The sequence below is a fragment of the Neisseria maigaei genome (assembly GCF_958267405.1).
In the GTDB taxonomy this organism is placed as follows: Bacteria; Pseudomonadota; Gammaproteobacteria; order Burkholderiales; family Neisseriaceae; genus Neisseria; species Neisseria bergeri.
On sequence record NZ_CATQFT010000016.1, the window covers coordinates 1 to 18,739 of the forward strand.

General features: G+C 49.1%; 20 protein-coding genes and 1 pseudogene. 8 read left to right on the plus strand and 13 right to left on the minus strand.

Features of this window, described 5'->3' with window-relative positions; all coding sequences use genetic code 11:
* Positions 1–92: 92 nt before the first annotated feature.
* On the plus strand, positions 93–350 hold the full coding sequence (locus tag Q3O06_RS04865) for a PUA domain-containing protein (RefSeq protein ID WP_301817952.1): 258 nt from the start codon (positions 93–95) through the stop codon (positions 348–350).
* A gap of 12 nt (positions 351–362) precedes the next feature.
* Positions 363–1,625 (plus strand): glutamate-5-semialdehyde dehydrogenase, encoded by a 1,263-nt coding sequence (locus Q3O06_RS04870; RefSeq protein WP_301817937.1) that lies wholly within the window; start codon positions 363–365, stop codon positions 1,623–1,625.
* A 222-nt stretch (positions 1,626–1,847) separates the two neighbouring features.
* On the opposite strand, the gene Q3O06_RS04875 is transcribed toward Q3O06_RS04870, so the two are convergent.
* Complete coding sequence (locus Q3O06_RS04875) at positions 1,848–4,904, minus strand: DNA translocase FtsK (protein ID WP_301817938.1); 3,057 nt, start codon at positions 4,902–4,904, stop codon at positions 1,848–1,850.
* 164 nt (positions 4,905–5,068) lie between these two features.
* Here Q3O06_RS04875 and Q3O06_RS04880 point away from each other — a divergent pair, with 164 nt between their 5' ends.
* On the plus strand, positions 5,069–5,749 hold the full coding sequence (locus Q3O06_RS04880; protein ID WP_301817939.1) for an energy-coupling factor ABC transporter permease: 681 nt from the start codon (positions 5,069–5,071) through the stop codon (positions 5,747–5,749).
* A gap of 28 nt (positions 5,750–5,777) precedes the next feature.
* Positions 5,778–6,137, plus strand: coding sequence for a fluoride efflux transporter CrcB (locus Q3O06_RS04885; protein ID WP_301817940.1), 360 nt, complete (start codon positions 5,778–5,780; stop codon positions 6,135–6,137).
* A 633-nt stretch (positions 6,138–6,770) separates the two neighbouring features.
* Here Q3O06_RS04885 and Q3O06_RS04890 read toward each other — a convergent pair.
* Positions 6,771–7,307, minus strand: a complete 537-nt coding sequence (locus Q3O06_RS04890) for an NUDIX hydrolase (protein ID WP_301817941.1) — start codon at positions 7,305–7,307, stop codon at positions 6,771–6,773.
* Between the two features lie 33 nt (positions 7,308–7,340).
* Positions 7,341–7,697, minus strand: coding sequence for a dihydroneopterin aldolase (gene folB, locus Q3O06_RS04895; RefSeq protein ID WP_002221051.1), 357 nt, complete (start codon positions 7,695–7,697; stop codon positions 7,341–7,343).
* A 55-nt stretch (positions 7,698–7,752) separates the two neighbouring features.
* On the opposite strand from folB, the gene plsY reads away from it, so the two are divergent.
* Both plsY and Q3O06_RS04905 read left to right on the plus strand, forming a co-directional pair.
* Positions 7,753–8,355, plus strand: coding sequence for a glycerol-3-phosphate 1-O-acyltransferase PlsY (plsY, locus tag Q3O06_RS04900; RefSeq protein ID WP_301817942.1), 603 nt, complete (start codon positions 7,753–7,755; stop codon positions 8,353–8,355).
* An 87-nt stretch (positions 8,356–8,442) separates the two neighbouring features.
* Entirely contained in the window at positions 8,443–9,288 is an 846-nt protein-coding gene (locus tag Q3O06_RS04905) for a 23S rRNA (adenine(2030)-N(6))-methyltransferase RlmJ (RefSeq protein WP_301817943.1), read from the plus strand.
* A gap of 227 nt (positions 9,289–9,515) precedes the next feature.
* On the opposite strand, the gene Q3O06_RS04910 is transcribed toward Q3O06_RS04905, so the two are convergent.
* Complete coding sequence (locus Q3O06_RS04910) at positions 9,516–9,665, minus strand: hypothetical protein (RefSeq protein WP_301817944.1); 150 nt, start codon at positions 9,663–9,665, stop codon at positions 9,516–9,518.
* 24 nt (positions 9,666–9,689) lie between these two features.
* Between Q3O06_RS04910 and Q3O06_RS04915 the strand changes: the two genes are divergently transcribed.
* Entirely contained in the window at positions 9,690–10,664 is a 975-nt protein-coding gene (locus Q3O06_RS04915) for a class 1 fructose-bisphosphatase (RefSeq protein WP_301817945.1), read from the plus strand.
* A 158-nt stretch (positions 10,665–10,822) separates the two neighbouring features.
* Here the strand turns inward: Q3O06_RS04915 and Q3O06_RS04920 are convergent, their stop codons facing one another.
* Positions 10,823–11,041 (minus strand): HP1242/YdcH family protein, encoded by a 219-nt coding sequence (locus Q3O06_RS04920; protein ID WP_003754814.1) that lies wholly within the window; start codon positions 11,039–11,041, stop codon positions 10,823–10,825.
* Positions 11,042–11,251: 210 nt separating this feature from the next.
* Here Q3O06_RS04920 and glyA point away from each other — a divergent pair, with 210 nt between their 5' ends.
* A complete protein-coding gene (gene glyA / locus Q3O06_RS04925; protein WP_301817946.1) occupies positions 11,252–12,502 on the plus strand; it encodes a serine hydroxymethyltransferase in 1,251 nt (416 codons plus the stop codon).
* A 392-nt stretch (positions 12,503–12,894) separates the two neighbouring features.
* Here glyA and Q3O06_RS04930 read toward each other — a convergent pair whose 3' ends face one another.
* From Q3O06_RS04930 to Q3O06_RS04965, 8 genes and pseudogenes are all read right to left on the minus strand, one after another.
* Positions 12,895–13,377: a hypothetical protein gene (locus Q3O06_RS04930; protein WP_301817947.1), complete on the minus strand. Its 483-nt coding sequence runs from the start codon at positions 13,375–13,377 to the stop codon at positions 12,895–12,897.
* Positions 13,378–13,386: 9 nt separating this feature from the next.
* A complete protein-coding gene (locus Q3O06_RS04935; protein ID WP_301817948.1) occupies positions 13,387–13,614 on the minus strand; it encodes a hypothetical protein in 228 nt (75 codons plus the stop codon).
* Positions 13,615–13,638: 24 nt separating this feature from the next.
* Positions 13,639–14,142, minus strand: a complete 504-nt coding sequence (locus tag Q3O06_RS04940) for an immunity 42 family protein (RefSeq protein WP_107769505.1) — start codon at positions 14,140–14,142, stop codon at positions 13,639–13,641.
* A gap of 23 nt (positions 14,143–14,165) precedes the next feature.
* Positions 14,166–15,074 carry a hypothetical protein gene (locus tag Q3O06_RS04945; RefSeq protein ID WP_301817949.1) on the minus strand — a complete coding sequence of 303 codons (909 nt, stop codon included), beginning with the start codon at positions 15,072–15,074 and terminating at the stop codon, positions 14,166–14,168.
* Between the two features lie 250 nt (positions 15,075–15,324).
* The gene (locus tag Q3O06_RS04950) at positions 15,325–15,789 is read right to left on the minus strand and encodes a hypothetical protein (RefSeq protein WP_002217740.1); all 465 of its coding nucleotides are present in this window, start codon (positions 15,787–15,789) and stop codon (positions 15,325–15,327) included.
* Positions 15,790–15,859: 70 nt separating this feature from the next.
* A pseudogene (locus Q3O06_RS04955) lies at positions 15,860–16,352 on the minus strand (contact-dependent growth inhibition system immunity protein).
* A 204-nt stretch (positions 16,353–16,556) separates the two neighbouring features.
* Positions 16,557–17,585, minus strand: a complete 1,029-nt coding sequence (gene trpD, locus Q3O06_RS04960; RefSeq protein ID WP_301817950.1) for an anthranilate phosphoribosyltransferase — start codon at positions 17,583–17,585, stop codon at positions 16,557–16,559.
* A 64-nt stretch (positions 17,586–17,649) separates the two neighbouring features.
* The gene (locus Q3O06_RS04965) at positions 17,650–18,240 is read right to left on the minus strand and encodes an aminodeoxychorismate/anthranilate synthase component II (RefSeq protein WP_301817951.1); all 591 of its coding nucleotides are present in this window, start codon (positions 18,238–18,240) and stop codon (positions 17,650–17,652) included.
* Positions 18,241–18,739 lie beyond the last annotated feature (499 nt).

Below are 18,739 nucleotides of genomic sequence, written 5' to 3' on the forward strand. Positions count from 1 at the left end.
GATTATTGATTTTTCGCGAAACCATTTGATCATATGACAAGATGTGTATCCACCTTAACTTAATGATTTTTACCAAAATCATTAGGGGATTCATCAGCGCTTTGTCCGAACAGAGAAAGAGCCTGCTGATGTCGGGTATTGCCGGAATCGAAGGGCATTTTTCCCGTATGGACACCGTAACTGTGTACAGCAAGGCAACCAAACAGCCCTTAGGTAAAGGGCGCGTCCTTTTCGGCTCCGCCGCCGCCGAAGACCTGCTCAAATCGCGTAAGGCGAAAGGCGTGTTCATCCATCGGGACGACTGGATTTCCATCACGCCCGAAATACGCCTGCTTCTGACCGAATTTTAGAAAAGGAAACCCATGTCAAACACACAAAAACAGCTTGCCCTTGCCAAAGCGGCAAAAAAATCCGCCAACACGGCGGATACGGCAGAAAAAAACCGCGCGCTGCTTGCTATGGCGGACAGTCTGGAAGCGGCGACGGAAGATATTTTGGCGGCAAATCGTTTGGATTTGGAAGCGGCGGCAGGCAAAATTCCCGAAAGCATGACCGACCGCCTTTTGTTGGACGGCAAACGCATTTGCGCGATGGCGGACGGCATTAGGGCAGTTGCCGCGCTGCCCGACCCCGTGGGCGAAATACTGGAAACCTCGACTTTGCCCAACGGCTTGGAAATCGTCAAAAAGCGCGTGGCGATGGGCGTTATCGGCATTATTTACGAAAGCCGCCCGAACGTTACGTCCGATGCGGCGGCTTTGGCACTGAAAAGCGGCAGCGCGGTCGTACTCCGCAGCGGCAAAAATGCATTCCAATCCGCACGCGCCATCGTTGCCGCCCTGAAAACGGGGTTGGCGCAAACCCGCATCGACCCCGACGCGCTCCAGTTGATTGAAGACACAGGGCGTGAGGGCAGTTACGAAATGATGAGGGCGAAAGATTATCTAGACCTGCTGATTCCGCGCGGCGGGGCGGGGCTGATACGGGCGGTGGTTGAAAATGCCGTCGTGCCGGTCATTGAAACGGGAACGGGCATTGTCCACATCTACGTCGATAAAGATGCGGACTTAGAAAAGGCAATCCGCATTGTCCGCAACGCCAAAACCGGCCGCCCGTCCGTGTGCAACTCGATGGAAGTGCTGCTGGTGCATGAAGACATTGCTGCCGACTTCCTGCCCAAGCTCGAACGTCTGTTGGTTCGCAACCGTATAGAAGCCGGACTGCCGCCCGTCCGCTTCCGTTTGGATCCTCAGGCGGCTCGGCATATCGGCGGCGAAGCGGCGGGTGCAGACGATTTCGACACCGAGTTTTTAGACTACATCCTCGCCGTAAAAACCGTCGCTTCGGTCGAAGAGGCGGTCGGGCACATCGAAACGCACGGCACGCACCATTCAGACGGAATCGTTACCGAAAACCGCCACGCTGCGGATTATTTCACCTCGCACGTCGATTCTGCCGCCGTGTATGTCAACGCGTCCACGCGCTTTACCGACGGCGGCGAATTCGGCTTGGGTTGCGAAATAGGCATCTCCACGCAGAAACTCCACGCCCGGGGCCCGATGGGTTTGAAAGAGCTGACGAGTTACAAATACATCGTACAAGGCACGGGACAGGTTAGGGAATAATCCGAATTCAAACGTCTGTATAGTGGATTAACAAAAACCAGTACGGCGTTACCTCGCCTTAGCTCAAAGAGAACGATTCTCTAAGGTGCTGAAGCACCAAGTGAATCGGTTCCGTACTATTTGTACTGTCTGCGGCTTCGTCGCCTTGTCCTGATTTTTGTTAATCCACTATAAAAATGCCGTCTGAAACAGTCTTCAGACGGCATTTCCATTTGCAAAAAATCAAGCATTGTCCAAGGGGACGAGAATCGTACGGTTGCCGTTGTGTTCCGGTGCGGACACAATGCCTTCCGCCTCCATCTGGTCAATCAGACGCGCGGCGCGGTTGTAGCCGATACGCAAGGCGCGCTGTACGCCCGAAATGCTGGCTTTGCGCGTTTTCAGGACAACGGATACGGCCTCGTCGTACATCGGATCGGCTTCGCCGTCGCCGCTGCGCCCGATGCCGGGCAGCTCTTCGCTGCCGCCTCCGCTCAAAATATCGTCAACATAGTCCGGCTCGCCAAACTGCTTCAGATATTCGACCACGCGGTGCACCTCTTCATCCGAGGCAAACGCGCCGTGAACGCGTTGCGGGTAAGCCGTACCCGGCGGCAGGAACAGCATATCTCCCTGACCGAGCAGGTTTTCCGCGCCCATTTGGTCGAGAATCGTGCGGCTGTCGATTTTGCTGGACACTTGGAACGCGATACGCGTCGGGATGTTCGCCTTAATCAACCCTGTAATCACATCGACGCTGGGGCGTTGTGTGGCAAGAATCAGATGGATGCCTGCCGCGCGGGCTTTCTGGGCGAGGCGGGCAATCAGTTCTTCGATTTTCTTGCCTGCCGTCATCATCAAATCGGCAAACTCATCGACCACGACCACGATAAACGGCAGTTTTTCCAAAGGTTCGGGATCGTCGGGCGTGAGGCTGAACGGGTTGGCAATTTTCTCCCCCCTTGCTGCGGCTTCGGCGATTTTTTGGTTGAAGCCCGCAAGATTACGCACGCCCATAAAGCTCATCAGGCGGTAGCGTTTTTCCATTTCGTTAACACACCAGTTCAGCGCGTTTGCCGCCAGCTTCATATCGGTAACGACAGGGGCAAGCAGGTGAGGGATACCTTCGTAAATGCTCAATTCAAGCATTTTCGGATCAATCATAATCATACGCACGTCTTCAGGCGTAGCCTTAAAGAGCATGGACAGAATCATCGCGTTGACACCTACCGATTTACCCGATCCGGTGGTACCTGCAACCAACAAATGCGGTGCTTTGCCTAAGTCGGTAACGACGGGCTGGCCGGTAATGTCCTGACCGAGGGCAAGCGTCAGCTTGGATTTGGATTCTGCAAATGCGGGCGAATTGAAAATTTCGCTCAGACGTATCATTTGCCGCTTAGGATTGGGCAGCTCCAAGCCCATGCAGGTTTTGCCGGGTATGGTTTCGACAACGCGAATAGACGCAACACCGAGCGAACGCGCCAAATCTTTTTCCAGATTCAGAACGGAATTACCGCGTACGCCGACATCCGGCTCGATTTCATAACGTGTAATGACAGGGCCGGAATATGAATCGACAACTTTAACCTTAACCCTGAACTCAGCCAGTTTTTCTTCAATGGTAATGCTGTTTTCAAGCAGCTCCTCTTCCGTCTGGGTTGCTCCAGGATCAAACAGCGGCGGTAAAAGCAGGTCGGTCGTCGGCAGGTGTTCGGATGCCGCACCGGTTTCTTCCGATTGGAACGCCTCTTCATCCGCTTCCGTATCCGATGCCCGGCGGGACGGGCGTTCAGACGGCACATCTTCAAACGGACAAACCGCCCGACTGTCATGCCCGAACGCTCCGTCATCGGACAAATATTGCCCGCTTGACCGCTCTGCCACACCCTCACTGCCGTCATCCGCAATAGCGTCAGTTTCCTCTTGCCAACCTCCATTCAAAACATCATCGGCAAGATGGTCGGTTTCAGCAATGCGGCTGCGTTGTGCCTGCTCGAATCCTGCCGGCGGTTCATAGGTACGGTTATAGATTTCCGATACGGGCGGCGGCGGCAGAATATCGATTTCGGGCGTGAAAACTTTCGGCATTTCGGGTGGTTCGACCACCCACGCATCCGGCGCAGCAGGCTCTTCAATATAGATATCGGCAGCTTCATCATAAACCGGTCCCCCGTATCCCACAGACGAAACAGTTTCCGTGAAAACATTTTCGGTTTCAGACGGCATTTCGACATCCCGTTTCCCGACAACCGTCTGACTTTCCGGAATCAGGCGCGAAATCCGCGCCTCCGCAGAAACCGTTGCCTTGTTCGGTTCTTTCAAATTGACGGAAACGCGGCGGCGGGCATCGCGGACGGCCGTGCCGTCTGAAACGGACTGCCCTTGGGAAACATCCGGGGATTTTGCCTCCGCCTGCCCTTTCCCCTGCCCTGCATGACGGTGGAACGGCGCATTCCGTGCATTTTCGGCTTTGACCGCAGAAAAGGCAGACGGATGCTGCTTCTCAAAATACGGTTCAAATCCGTAATCCGCAGACTCGGAAAACGCTTCTTTGTCCGCATCGAACATACGGGAATACGTGCGTTGAAGCACAGGGTCGTCCAAACCGATAATCTGCAGCCCTTCCATCGGGGTATCGGACACGCGGACTTTGGGGACGGCTGTTTCGTTTTTCTCAAATGCATCGATATAGCGTTTTTTCGTTTCCCTTAAAGCCGCGCTGTTTAAAGCACGCGTTGCTTCTTCCAAAGTGATTTCTTTAAAAACCGGACGGACGGGCGAAGTTTCGCTTTCAGACGGCATCAACCATTCAGCAATACTCCGGTCGAATGGGATGCGGCGGTTGTCGATTACGGCGGTTGCAATGTCTTCCGTATCGGCAGCCTCTTCCTCCGCAGTTTCTGTTTCTGCTTCTGCTGCTTCCGTTTCCGCCTCTTCCTTCCCGTTTCCGCTGTCTGAATACCCGTCGGATGCGGTCGGAGCATCCTCACGGTTTGCGGAAGCAGGCGGAACGGGCCTGTCCGGTTCGGATTCGTGCGCCAGATAATTCCGGCAAAAACGGACAATATTAACGGAAAGCCAGCATACCGCCGCTTTGACCGCATGAAAAATCATCAGGCCAAGCTCGAGAAAATTAGGCATCCTGTCTTGGATTTCAGGTAATTCCGCCTGTTGCTCCCCTTTATTTTCCTGCCATTCAGAAACTTCACGCACCCATTCCCGTTCGGATTGTGCTCGGATAAAAAACAAACCCGCAATAGCAAGCAACAAAATAATGATCAGAACTATCCAAAACATATGCCGTTTCCCGCAAAGCAAACGATTAAATAGGTATATTTTAACGTGTTTCCATTACAAACAAAACAACCTGGCCGACAATTCGGTCAAAATCATTACAGCTTTCTGTTTGCCGCAGGCAGCACTATAATAGATAACCTCTTATTCATCTTTACGGTATTGGCATGATTTTCCAAACAGTCTGGTTTTCAGATATGCTGCTGGGGGCTTCATGGATTGCACTCATCCTCCTATTGGCAGCTTCCGGATCGTCCGCATACCGTTCGCTTGTCCGCTACCGTTCCGCCGTACCGCTCTGTATCGTTATTTTTTCTGCGGCATGGAGTTTGAACACCGCTGCCGGAGGCGGACAACTTGCCCAAATGAGCTATCACCTGCTCGCCGTCAACCTGGTCGCTCTGATGGTGGATACCTCTGCCGCCCTTTGGCTTGCCTCGATTCTAATGCTTCCATACTGCCTGCTGTTTGCCGGCTCTTCCGGTGCGTATCCTGCAAACGTATTGGTTCTGATTTTGCCCGCACTTGCCGTCAACCGCCTGTCTCGTCTGCTGGTCAACCGCCTGCCGCCCAATATTTTTGTCTTTATTTTCGTCAACGGCTTTCTCGCTTCCGCCGCCGGCATTCTGCTGACTGGGCTGGTGCTGACCGGTATTTTGGATGCCGCAAACGCTTTTCCGTCCGAAATATTATGGACGACCGCCCTGCCCGTCTTTATTCTGCTGGCGTGGGCGGAAGCCTTCCTCAGCGGCATTTCAACTGCCATATTTGTTGCACTGAAGCCCCATTGGATCAACACTTTCGACGACAACCGCTATCTGAAGTCCGACCGCGGCATATGGCGGTAACCTTCAGACGGCATAAGCAGACAAAACCATGCTTTCCAACATCCTCCCCCTCTCCGTCGGTGCGGCACTCGGTGCAACGGCGCGTTGGCTGCTCAACCTCGCCGTTCCCGCGTCGTTGTCGCCTGCCACAGGCAACCTGTTTGCCAACTGGACGGGCGCGCTGCTCATCGGCATCTTTGCCGAAACCGTCAGCCATCCGCAATGGAAGCTGCTGCTGATTACCGGTTTCCTCGGCAGCCTGACCACGCTTTCCGGATTTTCGCTGGAAACCGTAACCCTGCTCCAATCGAATCGTCCCGCTTCGGCACTTGCCAATATTTTCCTGCACACGGTAGGTTCGCTGCTGCTGACTTGGCTCGGGCTGAAGATAGGGACGGCAGTCAAATAACCGCAAAAAATTGCTTCCTTTGGTTTTGACATAATCTATAAATTGGCTTCGCTTGTTTAAATACTGCCTGTGCCAATTACCGTTCTCAAATTCAAATTGAGCTTTTAGGTCTGTATAGTGGATTAACAAAAATCAGGACAAGGCGACGAAGCCGCAGACAGTACAAATAGTACGGCAAGGTGAGGCAACGCCGTACTGGTTTTTGTTAATCCACTATAACAAAGAAAAAGCCTTGAGAGGATAAACCTACCAAGGCTTTTTCTTAAAAAAAACGCTCTATTGCTGCGTCTAAAAATGCAAAAAAAGTAATCATCATAACCCTTTTGCCAAAATCAATATCATCATCCGATGAATGAATTGACGGTATATAAGACAGAACCAATAAACTAATAAACCTGTAAGAAAAATCAGTAACAAAGATATTCATTATTAACTATTCTTAAAAATTATCATGTTCGTTTGGGTAATTATCATACCCTTTTCCCTCTTATTACTAAAGCACGAATTACTTTAAAGGATAAGACCGATGGCAGTCCGAACCCTTGTTTCCCAAAGCCGGAACCGGAAAGTCCTGCCCCATCCGCCAAACAAACCGCCCGCCGATCCAATCCGGCGGGCGGTTCCAACATCCTGTCAATCCTTCATCAGCCAGTATTGCAAACCGATTAATGTCTTGCCGTCTTTAATTTCATCATTTGCCAATGCCTGACAGACTTCATCTTTCGACATCAGCACGGTTTCCGTAATCTCGTCTTCGTCATTGGCAAGCGTACTGCCCAAACGCACGCCTTCCGCCTCGAACAGATACATTTTTTCGTTGCAAAAACCGACCGCCGTATAAAAGCTGTACAGCAGGCGCACGCTGTCGGCAACATAAGGTGTTTCCTCCGCCAATTCTCTCAGCGCACACGCTGCCATATCCTCGCCTGCCACATCCAGCTTGCCCGCAGGAAGTTCCAATGTCGCCTGATTTGCCGCATAACGCCACTGCCGCACCAAAACGACCTTTTCATCATCCGTTACCGCCAACACGCACGCCGCACCCGGATGCCGGATGACAATGCGCTGCCCTTCATTGCCGTTGGGCAGCCTGACCTTATCCTTGCTGATGCTGACGAAACCGCCCTCGTAAATGGTTTCGCCGCCTAATTTTACTTCCCTCAAATCCACTTCATATCTCCTTTCCGTTTCCTATTCTGCCGTTCAATCTTCACGCTTGCCGCGCTCGATTTCCACCCCAACCTCGCGCACGCCTTCCAAAATACCCGGCTTGACGATTTTTACGCGCACCCACACCGCGCCGAAATATCCCAAAACCAAATCGGCAATATATTCCGCCAACGCTTCCAAAAGCAGGAAATCCTGTTCTTTCAGATGTCGGCGCAACGTTTCGCATACCTCGGCATAATGCACCGTATTGGCAATATCGTCGTCCGAACCCGCTTTCTCGGGAACGCCGATGTCCAAATCGACAATCAGGGTCTGCAACCGTTCGCGTTCCCAGCCGTACACGCCGATAAGCGTATCCGCCTTCATGCCGTGCAAAAAGATTTTATCCATAATCCGCCCCGTTTTTTGCTAAAATAACCGCACCATTCTAAGTAAAGTACCGCAAATGTTCAACATACCGGCTGTTGCCGTTTCCTATTTAATCGGTTCACTGTCTTTCGCCGTCATCGTTTCCAAATATTACGGGATGGACGACCCGCGCACCTACGGATCGGGCAATCCCGGCGCGACCAATGTTTTACGCAGCGGCAAAAAAAAGGCAGCCGCGCTGACGCTCTTGGGCGATGCCGCCAAAGGTTTGGTTGCCGTTTTGCTTGCACGCGTGCTTCAAGAACCGCTCGGTTTATCCGACAGCGCAATCGCTGCCGTCGCACTCGCCGCACTGGTCGGGCATATGTGGCCGGTGTTTTTCGGATTTAAGGGCGGCAAAGGCGTGGCAACGGCATTGGGCGTGCTTCTGGCACTCTCTCCCGCAACTGCCTTGGTCTGCGCGTTGATTTGGCTTGTTATGGCATTCGGCTTCAAGGTGTCCTCCCTTGCCGCGCTGGTCGCCACAACCGCCGCACCAGTCGCCGCGCTGTTTTTTATGCCCCATCCTTCTTGGATTTGGGCGACGCTCCTTATCGCCCTGCTGGTGTTGTTCCGCCACAAAAGCAATATCAGCAACCTGCTTAAAGGCAAAGAAGGCAAAATCGGCGAAAAACGCTGATTCGGCATTTGTTTTCCATTACGTCATGCCGTCTGAAACCATGTTCCCGCGTTCAGACGGCATTTCCGCACAAACGGCTTTCATACCATGCTCAGTTACAGACACGCATTCCACGCCGGCAACCACGCCGATATGCTCAAACACTTCACCTTGTTTTTAGTGCTGCAATATTTCAACCGCAAAGACAAGCCCTACTGGTATATCGATACGCACGGCGGCGCGGGTTTGTACAATCTCGAAGGCAGCGAGGCGCAGAAAGTCGGCGAATACCGGCAAGGCATCGCCCTGCTCCGACAGGCGCAAGACCTGCCTGCCGAACTCTCTGACTTTGCCGCGCACATACAAAAAATCCTACCCTCGCCCGAACTTTACTGCGGTTCTCCGTGGCTGGCGCAATCGCTGACCCGCGTCGGCGACAAATTGCGCCTGTTCGAGCTGCACCCCGCCGATTTTGTCCATCTGCAAAACAATATGGGCGAAGCGGGATTGGGCAAACGCGGACAAGTGTTGCGCGAAGACGGTTACAAAGGGCTGATTTCCCTGCTGCCGCCCCCGCCGCGCCGCGCCGCCGTCCTCATCGACCCGCCTTACGAGGAAAAACAGGACTACCGGCGTGTAACGGAAACGCTGAAAGCCGCTTTAAAACGGTTTGAGTCCGGCTGTTATCTCATCTGGTATCCCTGCCTCAGCCGCGAAGAAAGCCGCAAGCTGCCCGAAGAATTGAAAAAACTCGTTCCCGACAACCACCTTTACGCCGAACTGCACGTCCACGCGCCGAAAACTGACGGTTTCGGTATGCACGGCAGCGGAATGTTCGTCATCAATCCGCCCTATCTGTTGGCGGAACAATTGGCGACAAACCTCCCCGTCCTGACGCGGCTGCTGGCGCAAGACGAAGGCGCGCGCTACCTGTTGGACAGCAAAATCCGCTGACCCCGATGCCGTCTGAAACCCTTCAGACGGCATCTCCCGTCAAACAAACAAAACCGGACGATAGACCGGCAGCCGACACTTTTATAGTGGATTAACAAAAATCAGGACAAGGCGACGAAGCCGCAGACAGTACAAAAATAGTACGGAACCGATTCACTTGGTGCTTCAGCACCTTAGAGAATCGTTCTCTTTGAGCTAAGGCGAGGCAACGCTGTACTGGTTTAAATTTAATCCACTATAAGAATAAATATCCCCTCATCCGCCTGCCGCGTTCCGACTTGCCCCGCGCCGTTTTTTTCCACTACAATCCCATGCGATATCTGGCGGAACGCGCCAAAGGAACGCCCCGCAGCAACCTGCCGCCTTTCAGACGGCACAAACCTTTCCGAAACGAGCAAACTATGGACACACTGACCCGATTCCTCCCCGAACACCTACAACAAAACCAACTGCCCGAATCACTCGGCAGCGTTTTACTGTCCGTCGTTTCCGCCTGCACCGAAATCAACGCCAAAGTCCGCCTCGGCGCACTTGCCGGCGTATTGGGTATGGCGGGCACGGGCAATATTCAGGGCGAAGACCAGAAAAAATTAGACGTTATCGCCAACAACATTATGATTGACACACTCAAAGCCAACCCTGCCGTTGCCGGTTTGGCAAGCGAGGAAGAAGACACTTTCGTGAGTGCTGGTGAAAACGGACGCTATCTCGTCCTATTCGACCCTTTAGACGGATCGTCCAATATTGATGTCAACATTTCCGTCGGTACGATTTTCTCCATCCTTGAAAAACCCGAAGGCGCATTGGCAACCGAATCATTCCTTCAAACGGGCAGACAGCAGCTTGCCGCTGGTTACGTTCTTTACGGGCCTCAAACCCAGCTCGTATTCACATTCGGACACGGCGTATATATGTTCACGCTCAATGCCGAAAACGAATTTGTGCTGACCAAAGAAAACCCGAAAGTACCCGAAAGTACCAAAGAATTCGCCATCAATATGTCCAACCGCCGCCACTGGCTGCCCCCCGTCCAACAATACATCGACGAACTCTTGGCAGGCGAAACCGATACGCGCGGCAAAAACTACAATATGCGCTGGGTAGCCAGTATGGTTGCCGAAATCCACCGCATCCTGATGCGCGGCGGCGTGTTCATGTATCCGCAAGACAAACGCGACCCCGCCAAACCCGGAAAACTGCGCCTGATGTACGAAGCCAACCCTATGAGCCTGATACTCGAACAGGCGGGCGCATCGGCAAGCAACGCATATCAGACCATGCTCGACATACAGCCCGAAAGCCTGCACCAGCGCGTCGCCGTCATTATGGGCAGCCGCGAAGAAGTGGATTACCTCGACCGCCTGCATTCAAAATAAACAGGCTGCCTGACCGATAAAGAAGGGCGGCAGCGCGCATCCGACGCTGCCGCCGATATTTCGTACACAGCCTTAAAAAGATAGAAAACCTCCTTTCCGGACGGAAAAAATGCCGTCTGAAAACTTTTCAGACGGCATTTCAAAAACTCAAACCCGAATTATTTGCCCGCTGCTTTTTGCAGAATGGCGTACAACTCGTCTTTCAGTTTCAATTTGGCTTTTTTCAGCTCATCGATGTTTTCCGCGCCGCTGGTAACCGGATTGTTGACCAGACCGGTAATTTTATCGTCCAGCTCGTTGTGTTCGTCGAACAGACGGGCGAAGTGGGAATCTTCCTGTTTCAATTTGGAAATCAAATCACGGTATTCTGGGAACATATCGCTTTCCTCTCTTGGTTTACGGTTAAAAAGTCAAACTGAATCTTTACATTAATTATAACAAAGATAATATTTTTATCCAGTGTTTTGTTACACACGGCAACACCGCCCGCAGAAAACCGCCCCACCGTCTGACAAAATCGTTGACAATCCTCCGCTTTACGCATAAATTTTCAATAATTAACCCTGACCACACAAAGGAATCAAGAGATGTTTTCAAAAAGCGTAACCATCACCCAATATGATCCCGAACTGGCGGCCGCCATTGCCCAAGAAGACCGCCGGCAGCAAGACCACGTCGAACTGATTGCATCCGAAAACTACGTCAGTTGCGCCGTGATGGAGGCACAAGGTTCGCAATTGACCAACAAATACGCCGAAGGCTATCCCGGCAAACGCTACTATGGCGGCTGCGAATACGTCGATATTGTCGAACAATTAGCAATTGACCGCGTAAAAGAACTGTTCGGCGCGCAATACGCCAACGTCCAACCGCACTCCGGTTCCCAAGCCAACCAAGCTGTGTACGCTTCTGTTTTGAAACCGAGCGACACCATTTTGGGTATGTCTCTGGCACACGGCGGACACCTGACCCACGGCGCGAGCGTTAATATTTCCGGCAAACTCTACAACGCCATTACTTATGGTTTGGATGAAAACGAAGTGCTCGATTATGCCGAAGTCGAACGCCTCGCGCTCGAACACAAACCCAAAATGATCGTTGCCGGCGCGTCTGCCTACGCTTTGCAAATCGACTGGGCGAAATTCCGCGAAATCGCCGACAAAGTCGGCGCATACCTCTTTGTCGATATGGCGCATTACGCCGGTCTGATTGCCGGTGGCGAATATCCTAACCCCGTGCCATTCTGCGACTTCGTAACCACCACCACCCACAAAACCCTGCGCGGCCCTCGCGGCGGTGTGATTCTGTGCCGCGACAACACGCACGAAAAAGCATTAAACTCCGCCATCTTCCCAAGCCTGCAAGGCGGTCCTTTGATGCACGTTATCGCCGCCAAAGCCGTTGCGTTCAAAGAAGCCCTGCAACCCGAGTTCAAACAATACGCGAAACAAGTGAAAATCAATGCTGCCGCCATGGCGGAAGAATTGGTTAAACGCGGTTTGCGCATCGTTTCCGGTCGCACCGAAAGCCACGTTTTCCTCGTTGACCTGCAACCGATGAAAATCACCGGCAAAGCCGCCGAAGCCGCTTTGGGCAAAGCGCACATCACTGTCAACAAAAACGCCATCCCGAATGATCCGGAAAAACCGTTCGTTACCTCCGGCATTCGCATCGGCTCCGCCGCGATGACCACGCGCGGATTCAACGAAGCCGACGCGCGCGTATTGGCGAACTTGGTTGCCGACGTATTGGCAAATCCCGACGACGAAGCGAATCTGGAAAACGTCCGCAAACAGATTGCCGCCCTCTGCGACAAATACCCCGTTTACGGCGCGTAAGCCTTTTTAAAAACCGATGCCGTCTGAAACTTTTCAGACGGCATTTACTTAAAATCCAAGCTATTAAAAGGAAGTGTCCGACAGTTTGGACGATTTCGTTTTTGTTTTTACCGTGTCCAAATGTCTTGCCTATGGCTTCGGAGGCATAGGGTGCAGCGGCATTGACTGCACTTTGTAACCCGCTGGCTCGGTAACGTTAAATAAAGGTCATCTGAAACGGGTTTACGGTTTTCAGACGGCCTCTTAGTTCAAACCTTGAGAATCGCATACATGCGTTCCGCACATATGCTACTTGTTGAGTTCAGGTTTCATATGGGCTACGGCTTGCTGATTTCAGATGATCTTTTTAATTTAGTTAGGTCTTAAATCCAACCTACGCTTACTACAACTTACTAAATTTCATTTAAAAAATCAGGACTTTCAAATAACTTATAAATAAAACTCTCTATTGAATCAGCTAACGGATTTTCCATATCCCATATCCAATAGACAGGTTGTTTAGGCTTATTTAAATTTCTCCTATCAAAACAAATAAAATATTCACTAAATCTTTCGAAAAATGGTACTTGATATGGCTCAATAATAAAATTAGAAGAAACTTGTTCTGACTCCCCAATTAATATATCTAAAATGGATAAAGGATCCATAATTCGATTATCGGACTCTGAGCGAATACTTCCGCTTTCATTTACAGTAAGAAAACCATAACCAATTTCTTTCCAAAAGCAGAATAAATCATATGGGATTTGGATATGCTTTTCTAACTCTAGAAAATCACTATCTGGTAATTTAAAAAATAGATTTTTCTCTTGGCATAATGAATACTCATTGAAATTATTCACAATAATAGAAGAATTTTTTATTCGTTCAAACATATTATCTATTTATCTATCCAAATGTTTTTGAAGATTTCTTAATGGTCCATCTGCCCGATGAATACCGCCTTGATGCTGTTCAGGATACTTGGCTGGAGTAATGTTTTGCCAAATATTACCACCATTATTTTCTAATGGCTGAATATGATGAGCATCATACTTACTTTCTGTTGGCTTTATAGTTCTACTAGCTCTAGAAGATATTAAATAACACGTTCCTGATGCATCCTTAAACATAGATTTTATGCGATATAAATTTCATCAATTATCATTTAAAATATAATCATACTTCATCATTAATTTTTCCATAATATTTTTTATATATCCTTTTTTAAACACTGATTCCTTAATAATATTATTATTTAAATATAACAATTTTTCATTATACTTATCAGATAAATACCAAATATTGTCTTTTTCTTCAGGGTTGTCAATATATTCTGTTATACAGTATTTCCAATATAAATAAGATTCTTCTTCTGATAATTTCAAATTACGATAATGAACGGCATCGTTTAAAAAAATATATGCATTACAATAGTCTAAGTTAAATAAATTAGGACACTCTAGATCATCAATCATTGAAATAAACTGTTGTATACTACGCAAAGAATTTGGTAAAAAAGTAGATGTATTTGGTAGTTCTTGAGGAATCATGTCTCCATTTACAAAAAATGTAAAAACTCCTTCAGAAAAATTTTCTGAACTCCATTCATCTATCTCCTCAATCCAAATTGCAAATTTATATGGATTCCCAAAAATCATTTAGTATACTCCTTGAATAAAATTTATTTTCCAGGAATACCCAATTTCCTACGCAATTGGATATTAAGTTTATCAATTCTATTCCTGTTTAAGGTTCCTGCCCAGTGATACAAATTTCTGTTATTGCCAGTACCTGAAAAAAATTGATGTACTTCACCAGTTGATTTATCAAAAGTAACTCTCATACCGTCTTTAACGGAAATTGACTGTTGAAATAATTCTAAAGAATTTTTAGGTTCTAATGATGCTTCATGTCCAGGTCTTTTCCCACCGTGTCCTAATGAGTGTTTTTCGTTAGATTGATATTTTAATTCATAGCTATCTTTACCCTTTCTAAAAGTTACTGTGGTTTCAGATGGAACAGGTACAGATGATCCTGTGCTTGATTCTTTATGTGGCCTTAAATTATTTCCCGAATGATTCTTCGACGCCAATGCCGTATCCGGAATCCTGTCCCCCTTCGCAACATTGCCGTTTGCAGGGATACGGATATTCCCCGCACCCGCTAATAAGGGATCGCTGCCGGTAACGGTCGGCTTGATAGTTTTCAGGTTACGGATGCCTGCACGAACCGCTGCATTTACCCTCGGGTTCGGGTTCGTTATGGCCAAGCCCGTCGTTAGGATGTCGGCAACGTTCAGTGCAAACTCTTCGTTTTTCCGCTCTTCCTGCCTGATTTTGGTGTCTTTCGTCCCGCTGTGCAGCCAGGTCAGGTTGCGGTATTCGGGTTTGTCCTGTCGGCGGTATTCCTCAAACAGTTTCGGATCATTATAGGCTTGCGGATTTCTTGTGCCGTAGTCGCGGTAGTCCCAAGTATAACCCAAGGCTTTGTCTTTGCCTTTCATTCCGATAAGGGATATGACGCTTTGGTCGGTATAGCCGTCTTGGGAACCTTTGTCCACCCAACGCAGTATCTGCCTGCGGATTCTCATTGCCGCTTCTTGGCTGCTGATTTTTCTGCCTTCGCGTTTTTCAACTTCGCGCTTGAGGGCTTCGGTATATTTGCCGAACTACGGTTGATTGGACAGTTTCAATATATAAGGTGATGTAGGTTGCTTTTGTCTGATTGCTAAAGGTCGTCTGAAAACGTATTTTTTGTTGTTTCAGACGACCTTTTGGCTTAAACCCTGAGAACCGCATGCGTGCGCATTCCGCACACATGCTACTTGTTGAGTTTAGGTTTCATATGGGCCACGGCTTGCTTTCCAAATATGCTTTTATTTCATACATTAGATTATTTATATTAGGGGAAACTACATTTCCTGTTTTTTCTATTACAAGTAGACAATTATATTTTATTGCCCAATCAATGGTTTTCTGAATAAATTTAGTATAATCAAATCTTAAATCAAGTTCACACTCTATATCATCTGGCCAAACGGTAAGACTATTACCAAAATTATCACAAAACATGATTGCGTCTTTATCCCAAGACTCTTTCAATTTAAGCTGTTTCTTTGCTTCATTTATTATTGATAATAATATAACATCATTATCGATAAAGTAATTTTCAAAACTTTTATTCTCATTAAAATTCTGAAAACCATTAGATCGATACTCATCAAGTATGATATCTTTATTTGCATTAAATTTATTTCTGATAGCAGCTGATGGTATGAGGTAGTACCGATAATTCCAAATTGCCATTTTTATTTACTCCTATATTTATTATCTAATGAAACCAATTCCCTGCTTTCAGACGACCTTTTATCAAATATTATCGGCAGCGGCTCAATGCCAACCTTAAACCTGCTCCGATTTCTTCAGGGCTGTTATCCAATGATAAAATTACATCGTCTGCATCAATGGCATCCCACGCTTCCGGCTTGACATGGCGGCTCGGGCTGATTTTCAAGCGGTCGTTGTGCAGCCAAATATCCACGCTCATCATGTTTTTAAATAGGGCGCGTCTGGTTTTATAGCCCAAGTTCCCGCATAGCTTGGCAACCCAATCCTCATAGCGTGGTTTAAAATTTTCCTGTTTTAAAAAATCAATACGTTCAGCTTCGTTGTCTAACGTCCTGCTGTTCGCCAATGCTTGCAAGACCGTCGTGCCTAAAGTTTCATTGTCGGTATCCAATGGAAGGATATGGGGGGGGATATAGGTGGTCTGGAGCATATCGCCCAAATCCTGACCATGTTTGAATAATCAAGGCTCTTTCATTTGCCTTATAGCCAGCCCAATAATCTTGTTCTTGATTGAAAGTCATTTATTTCGATCTCCGTAATTTTGACTGTAATGTTTTGACTTTTGCCATACTCTACCACACGTTGCAACTGCAATCTTTGCTCCTTTACAGCCCCAAAAGTTTTTATATAAATAAATTGCCCTCTCCATTCTTTTAACCCTGAAACACAAATGCCGTCTGAAGCCTTTCAGACGGCATTTGTTGCTTTATATCAAGTTTGACTGCTTAGGCAAATTGCCGCGTAAAACCGACAAACTCCTCTTTTTTCGCCTTCGCCCTGCCTGAATCAATGGCTTCCCGTGCGGCAAATATGCCGTCTGAAAGCGAAGCCGCGATATTTCCGGCATACAGGGCGGCGGCGGTGTTGAGCAGTACGATATCGCGCGCAGCCCCTTCTTTCCCATCCAGTACCTCGTTCATTTTCAACAAAGATTCCTGAGTATTGGCAACTTTGATTTCATCCAAATTGCGGCGGGTTTCGATACCGAAATCTTCGGGGCGGATGTCGTATTCGCTGATTTTTCCGTCTTTGAGTTCGGCAACGCGCGTTTTGCCGGTTAATGTAATTTCATCCAAACCGCCCTCCCCGCAAACGACCAAAACGTGTTTTGAACCGAGTTGTTGCAAGACCCGCGACAAAATGCCGCACAAATCGGTATGGAACACACCCAAAAGCTGGTTCGGCGCGCCCGCAGGATTGGTCAATGGGCCCAATATATTGAAAATACTTCGGAAACCGAGCGAACGTCGTACCTGGGCGACATACCGCATAGCGCTGTGGTGATTGGGCGCGAACATAAACCCGATGCCGGTCTGCCTGATACTTTGGGCAATCTGTTCGGGAGTCAGGTTGAGGTTTGCGCCCATTTGCTCCATCACGTCAGCCGCACCGCTGGAGGAAGAGACCGACCGGCCTCCGTGTTTGGCAACCTTCGCGCCTGCCGCTGCGGCAACAAACATCGAAGTCGTCGAAATATTGAAGGTTTTCGCGCCATCCCCGCCCGTACCGACGATATCGACCAGCCCCTCCGCATCCTCCAGCGGCACTTTTGCCGCAAACTCGCGCATGACGGCGGCGGCGGCGGTAATTTCGGAAACGGTTTCAACCTTGATACGCAATCCTGTCAAGATGGCCGCTATCTGCTCCGGCGGAACCTGTCCGCTCATAATCTGACGCATCAAGTCGGTCATTTCATCGTAAAACAACTCATTATTGCTGATTAATCGTTCGATGGCCTGTTGCGGTGTAATCATTTTTTTGTCCTCCGTTCAATATTCGGACGAAAATGCCGTCTGAAGGGCTTCAGACGGCATCGCGTCAGATTTTTTGCGGTTTGAAGTTTTGAAATTCGATTAAAAAATTGTTCAACATATCATGTCCGTGTTCGGTCAAGAGGGCTTCGGGGTGGAACTGCACGCCCTCAACGGCATATTCCTTATGGCGCACGCCCATAATCTCGCCGTCTTCCGTCCATGCCGTGATTTCCAAACATTCGGGCAGCGTGCCGCGTTCGATAACGAGGCTGTGATAACGCGTACAGGTAACCGGATTGGGCAAACCCTTAAACATCCCCTTGCCCGAATGGGACACGGGCGACACCTTGCCGTGCATCAGCGTTTTGGCGCGGACTATCCTGCCGCCGAACGCCTCGCCTATCGTCTGATGCCCGAGGCACACGCCCATAATCGGCAGCCGGCCGGCGAAATGGCGCATCGCCGCCACGGAAATCCCCGCTTCTTTGGGCGAACACGGGCCGGGGCCGATTACAAGATATTGCGGCTTTAAGGCTTCGATTTCTTCCAATGTAATATCATCGTTGCGGCGCACGGCAACTTCCTGTCCCAATTCAGCGAAATACTGGACGATGTTGTAAGTAAAACTGTCGTAATTGTCGATAAACAAAAGCATTTTGTAATTAACCTATTGATTTATAATTTGTTTATTATTAACTGCATTTCCGATATCCCCATCCATACCCCCTTATATCTTAGCGTGCCCGATGCGCCCTCGTGAATCTGGCGCAGAGCCTCGCGTTCTGACGAGTACGCCATTTTGCCACCTTTTCGACCGTTCGGGAACGTGCCGTTTTTATGCACTCATAAATTTTGGTTATCCCGCAGCCGAACATAGTGGGCAAACACAGCGGAATCCGCATCAACATCAACCGCTCCCCCGAATGACGGCGGATACAAATGGACACCGCCCGATGCCGCAACCGTGTCATTTGAAAAACTTTTGCCTATGCCCCGGGTTTTCTCAAAATCTTATGATATAAAAAATGTAATGTTATATAATAACAAACTTTTGAAATGCGACGAGAAACCAAAATGGCACAAATTACACTCAAACCCATTGTTTTATCAATTCTTTTAATCAGCACGCCCCCCCCCCCCCCCCCCCCCCCCCC

Excerpts from the sequence above, each read along its gene's own strand:
- folB (WP_002221051.1), bottom strand. The coding sequence starts at position 7,697 with ATGGATAAAATCTTTTTGCACGGCATGAAGGCGGATACGCTTATCGGC.
- Q3O06_RS04965 (WP_301817951.1), bottom strand. The coding sequence starts at position 18,240 with ATGCTTTTGTTTATCGACAATTACGACAGTTTTACTTACAACATCGTC.
- Q3O06_RS04880 (WP_301817939.1), top strand. The coding sequence starts at position 5,069 with ATGATTTTCCAAACAGTCTGGTTTTCAGATATGCTGCTGGGGGCTTCA.
- Q3O06_RS04930 (WP_301817947.1), bottom strand. The coding sequence starts at position 13,377 with ATGTTTGAACGAATAAAAAATTCTTCTATTATTGTGAATAATTTCAAT.
- glyA (WP_301817946.1), top strand. The coding sequence starts at position 11,252 with ATGTTTTCAAAAAGCGTAACCATCACCCAATATGATCCCGAACTGGCG.
- Q3O06_RS04920 (WP_003754814.1), bottom strand. The coding sequence starts at position 11,041 with ATGTTCCCAGAATACCGTGATTTGATTTCCAAATTGAAACAGGAAGAT.
- Q3O06_RS04945 (WP_301817949.1), bottom strand. The coding sequence starts at position 15,074 with ATGAGAATCCGCAGGCAGATACTGCGTTGGGTGGACAAAGGTTCCCAA.
- Q3O06_RS04870 (WP_301817937.1), top strand. The coding sequence starts at position 363 with ATGTCAAACACACAAAAACAGCTTGCCCTTGCCAAAGCGGCAAAAAAA.
- plsY (WP_301817942.1), top strand. The coding sequence starts at position 7,753 with ATGTTCAACATACCGGCTGTTGCCGTTTCCTATTTAATCGGTTCACTG.
- Q3O06_RS04905 (WP_301817943.1), top strand. The coding sequence starts at position 8,443 with ATGCTCAGTTACAGACACGCATTCCACGCCGGCAACCACGCCGATATG.
- Q3O06_RS04950 (WP_002217740.1), bottom strand. The coding sequence starts at position 15,789 with ATGGCAATTTGGAATTATCGGTACTACCTCATACCATCAGCTGCTATC.
- Q3O06_RS04885 (WP_301817940.1), top strand. The coding sequence starts at position 5,778 with ATGCTTTCCAACATCCTCCCCCTCTCCGTCGGTGCGGCACTCGGTGCA.
- Q3O06_RS04915 (WP_301817945.1), top strand. The coding sequence starts at position 9,690 with ATGGACACACTGACCCGATTCCTCCCCGAACACCTACAACAAAACCAA.
- Q3O06_RS04875 (WP_301817938.1), bottom strand. The coding sequence starts at position 4,904 with ATGTTTTGGATAGTTCTGATCATTATTTTGTTGCTTGCTATTGCGGGT.
- Q3O06_RS04935 (WP_301817948.1), bottom strand. The coding sequence starts at position 13,614 with ATGTTTAAGGATGCATCAGGAACGTGTTATTTAATATCTTCTAGAGCT.
- Q3O06_RS04940 (WP_107769505.1), bottom strand. The coding sequence starts at position 14,142 with ATGATTTTTGGGAATCCATATAAATTTGCAATTTGGATTGAGGAGATA.
- trpD (WP_301817950.1), bottom strand. The coding sequence starts at position 17,585 with ATGATTACACCGCAACAGGCCATCGAACGATTAATCAGCAATAATGAG.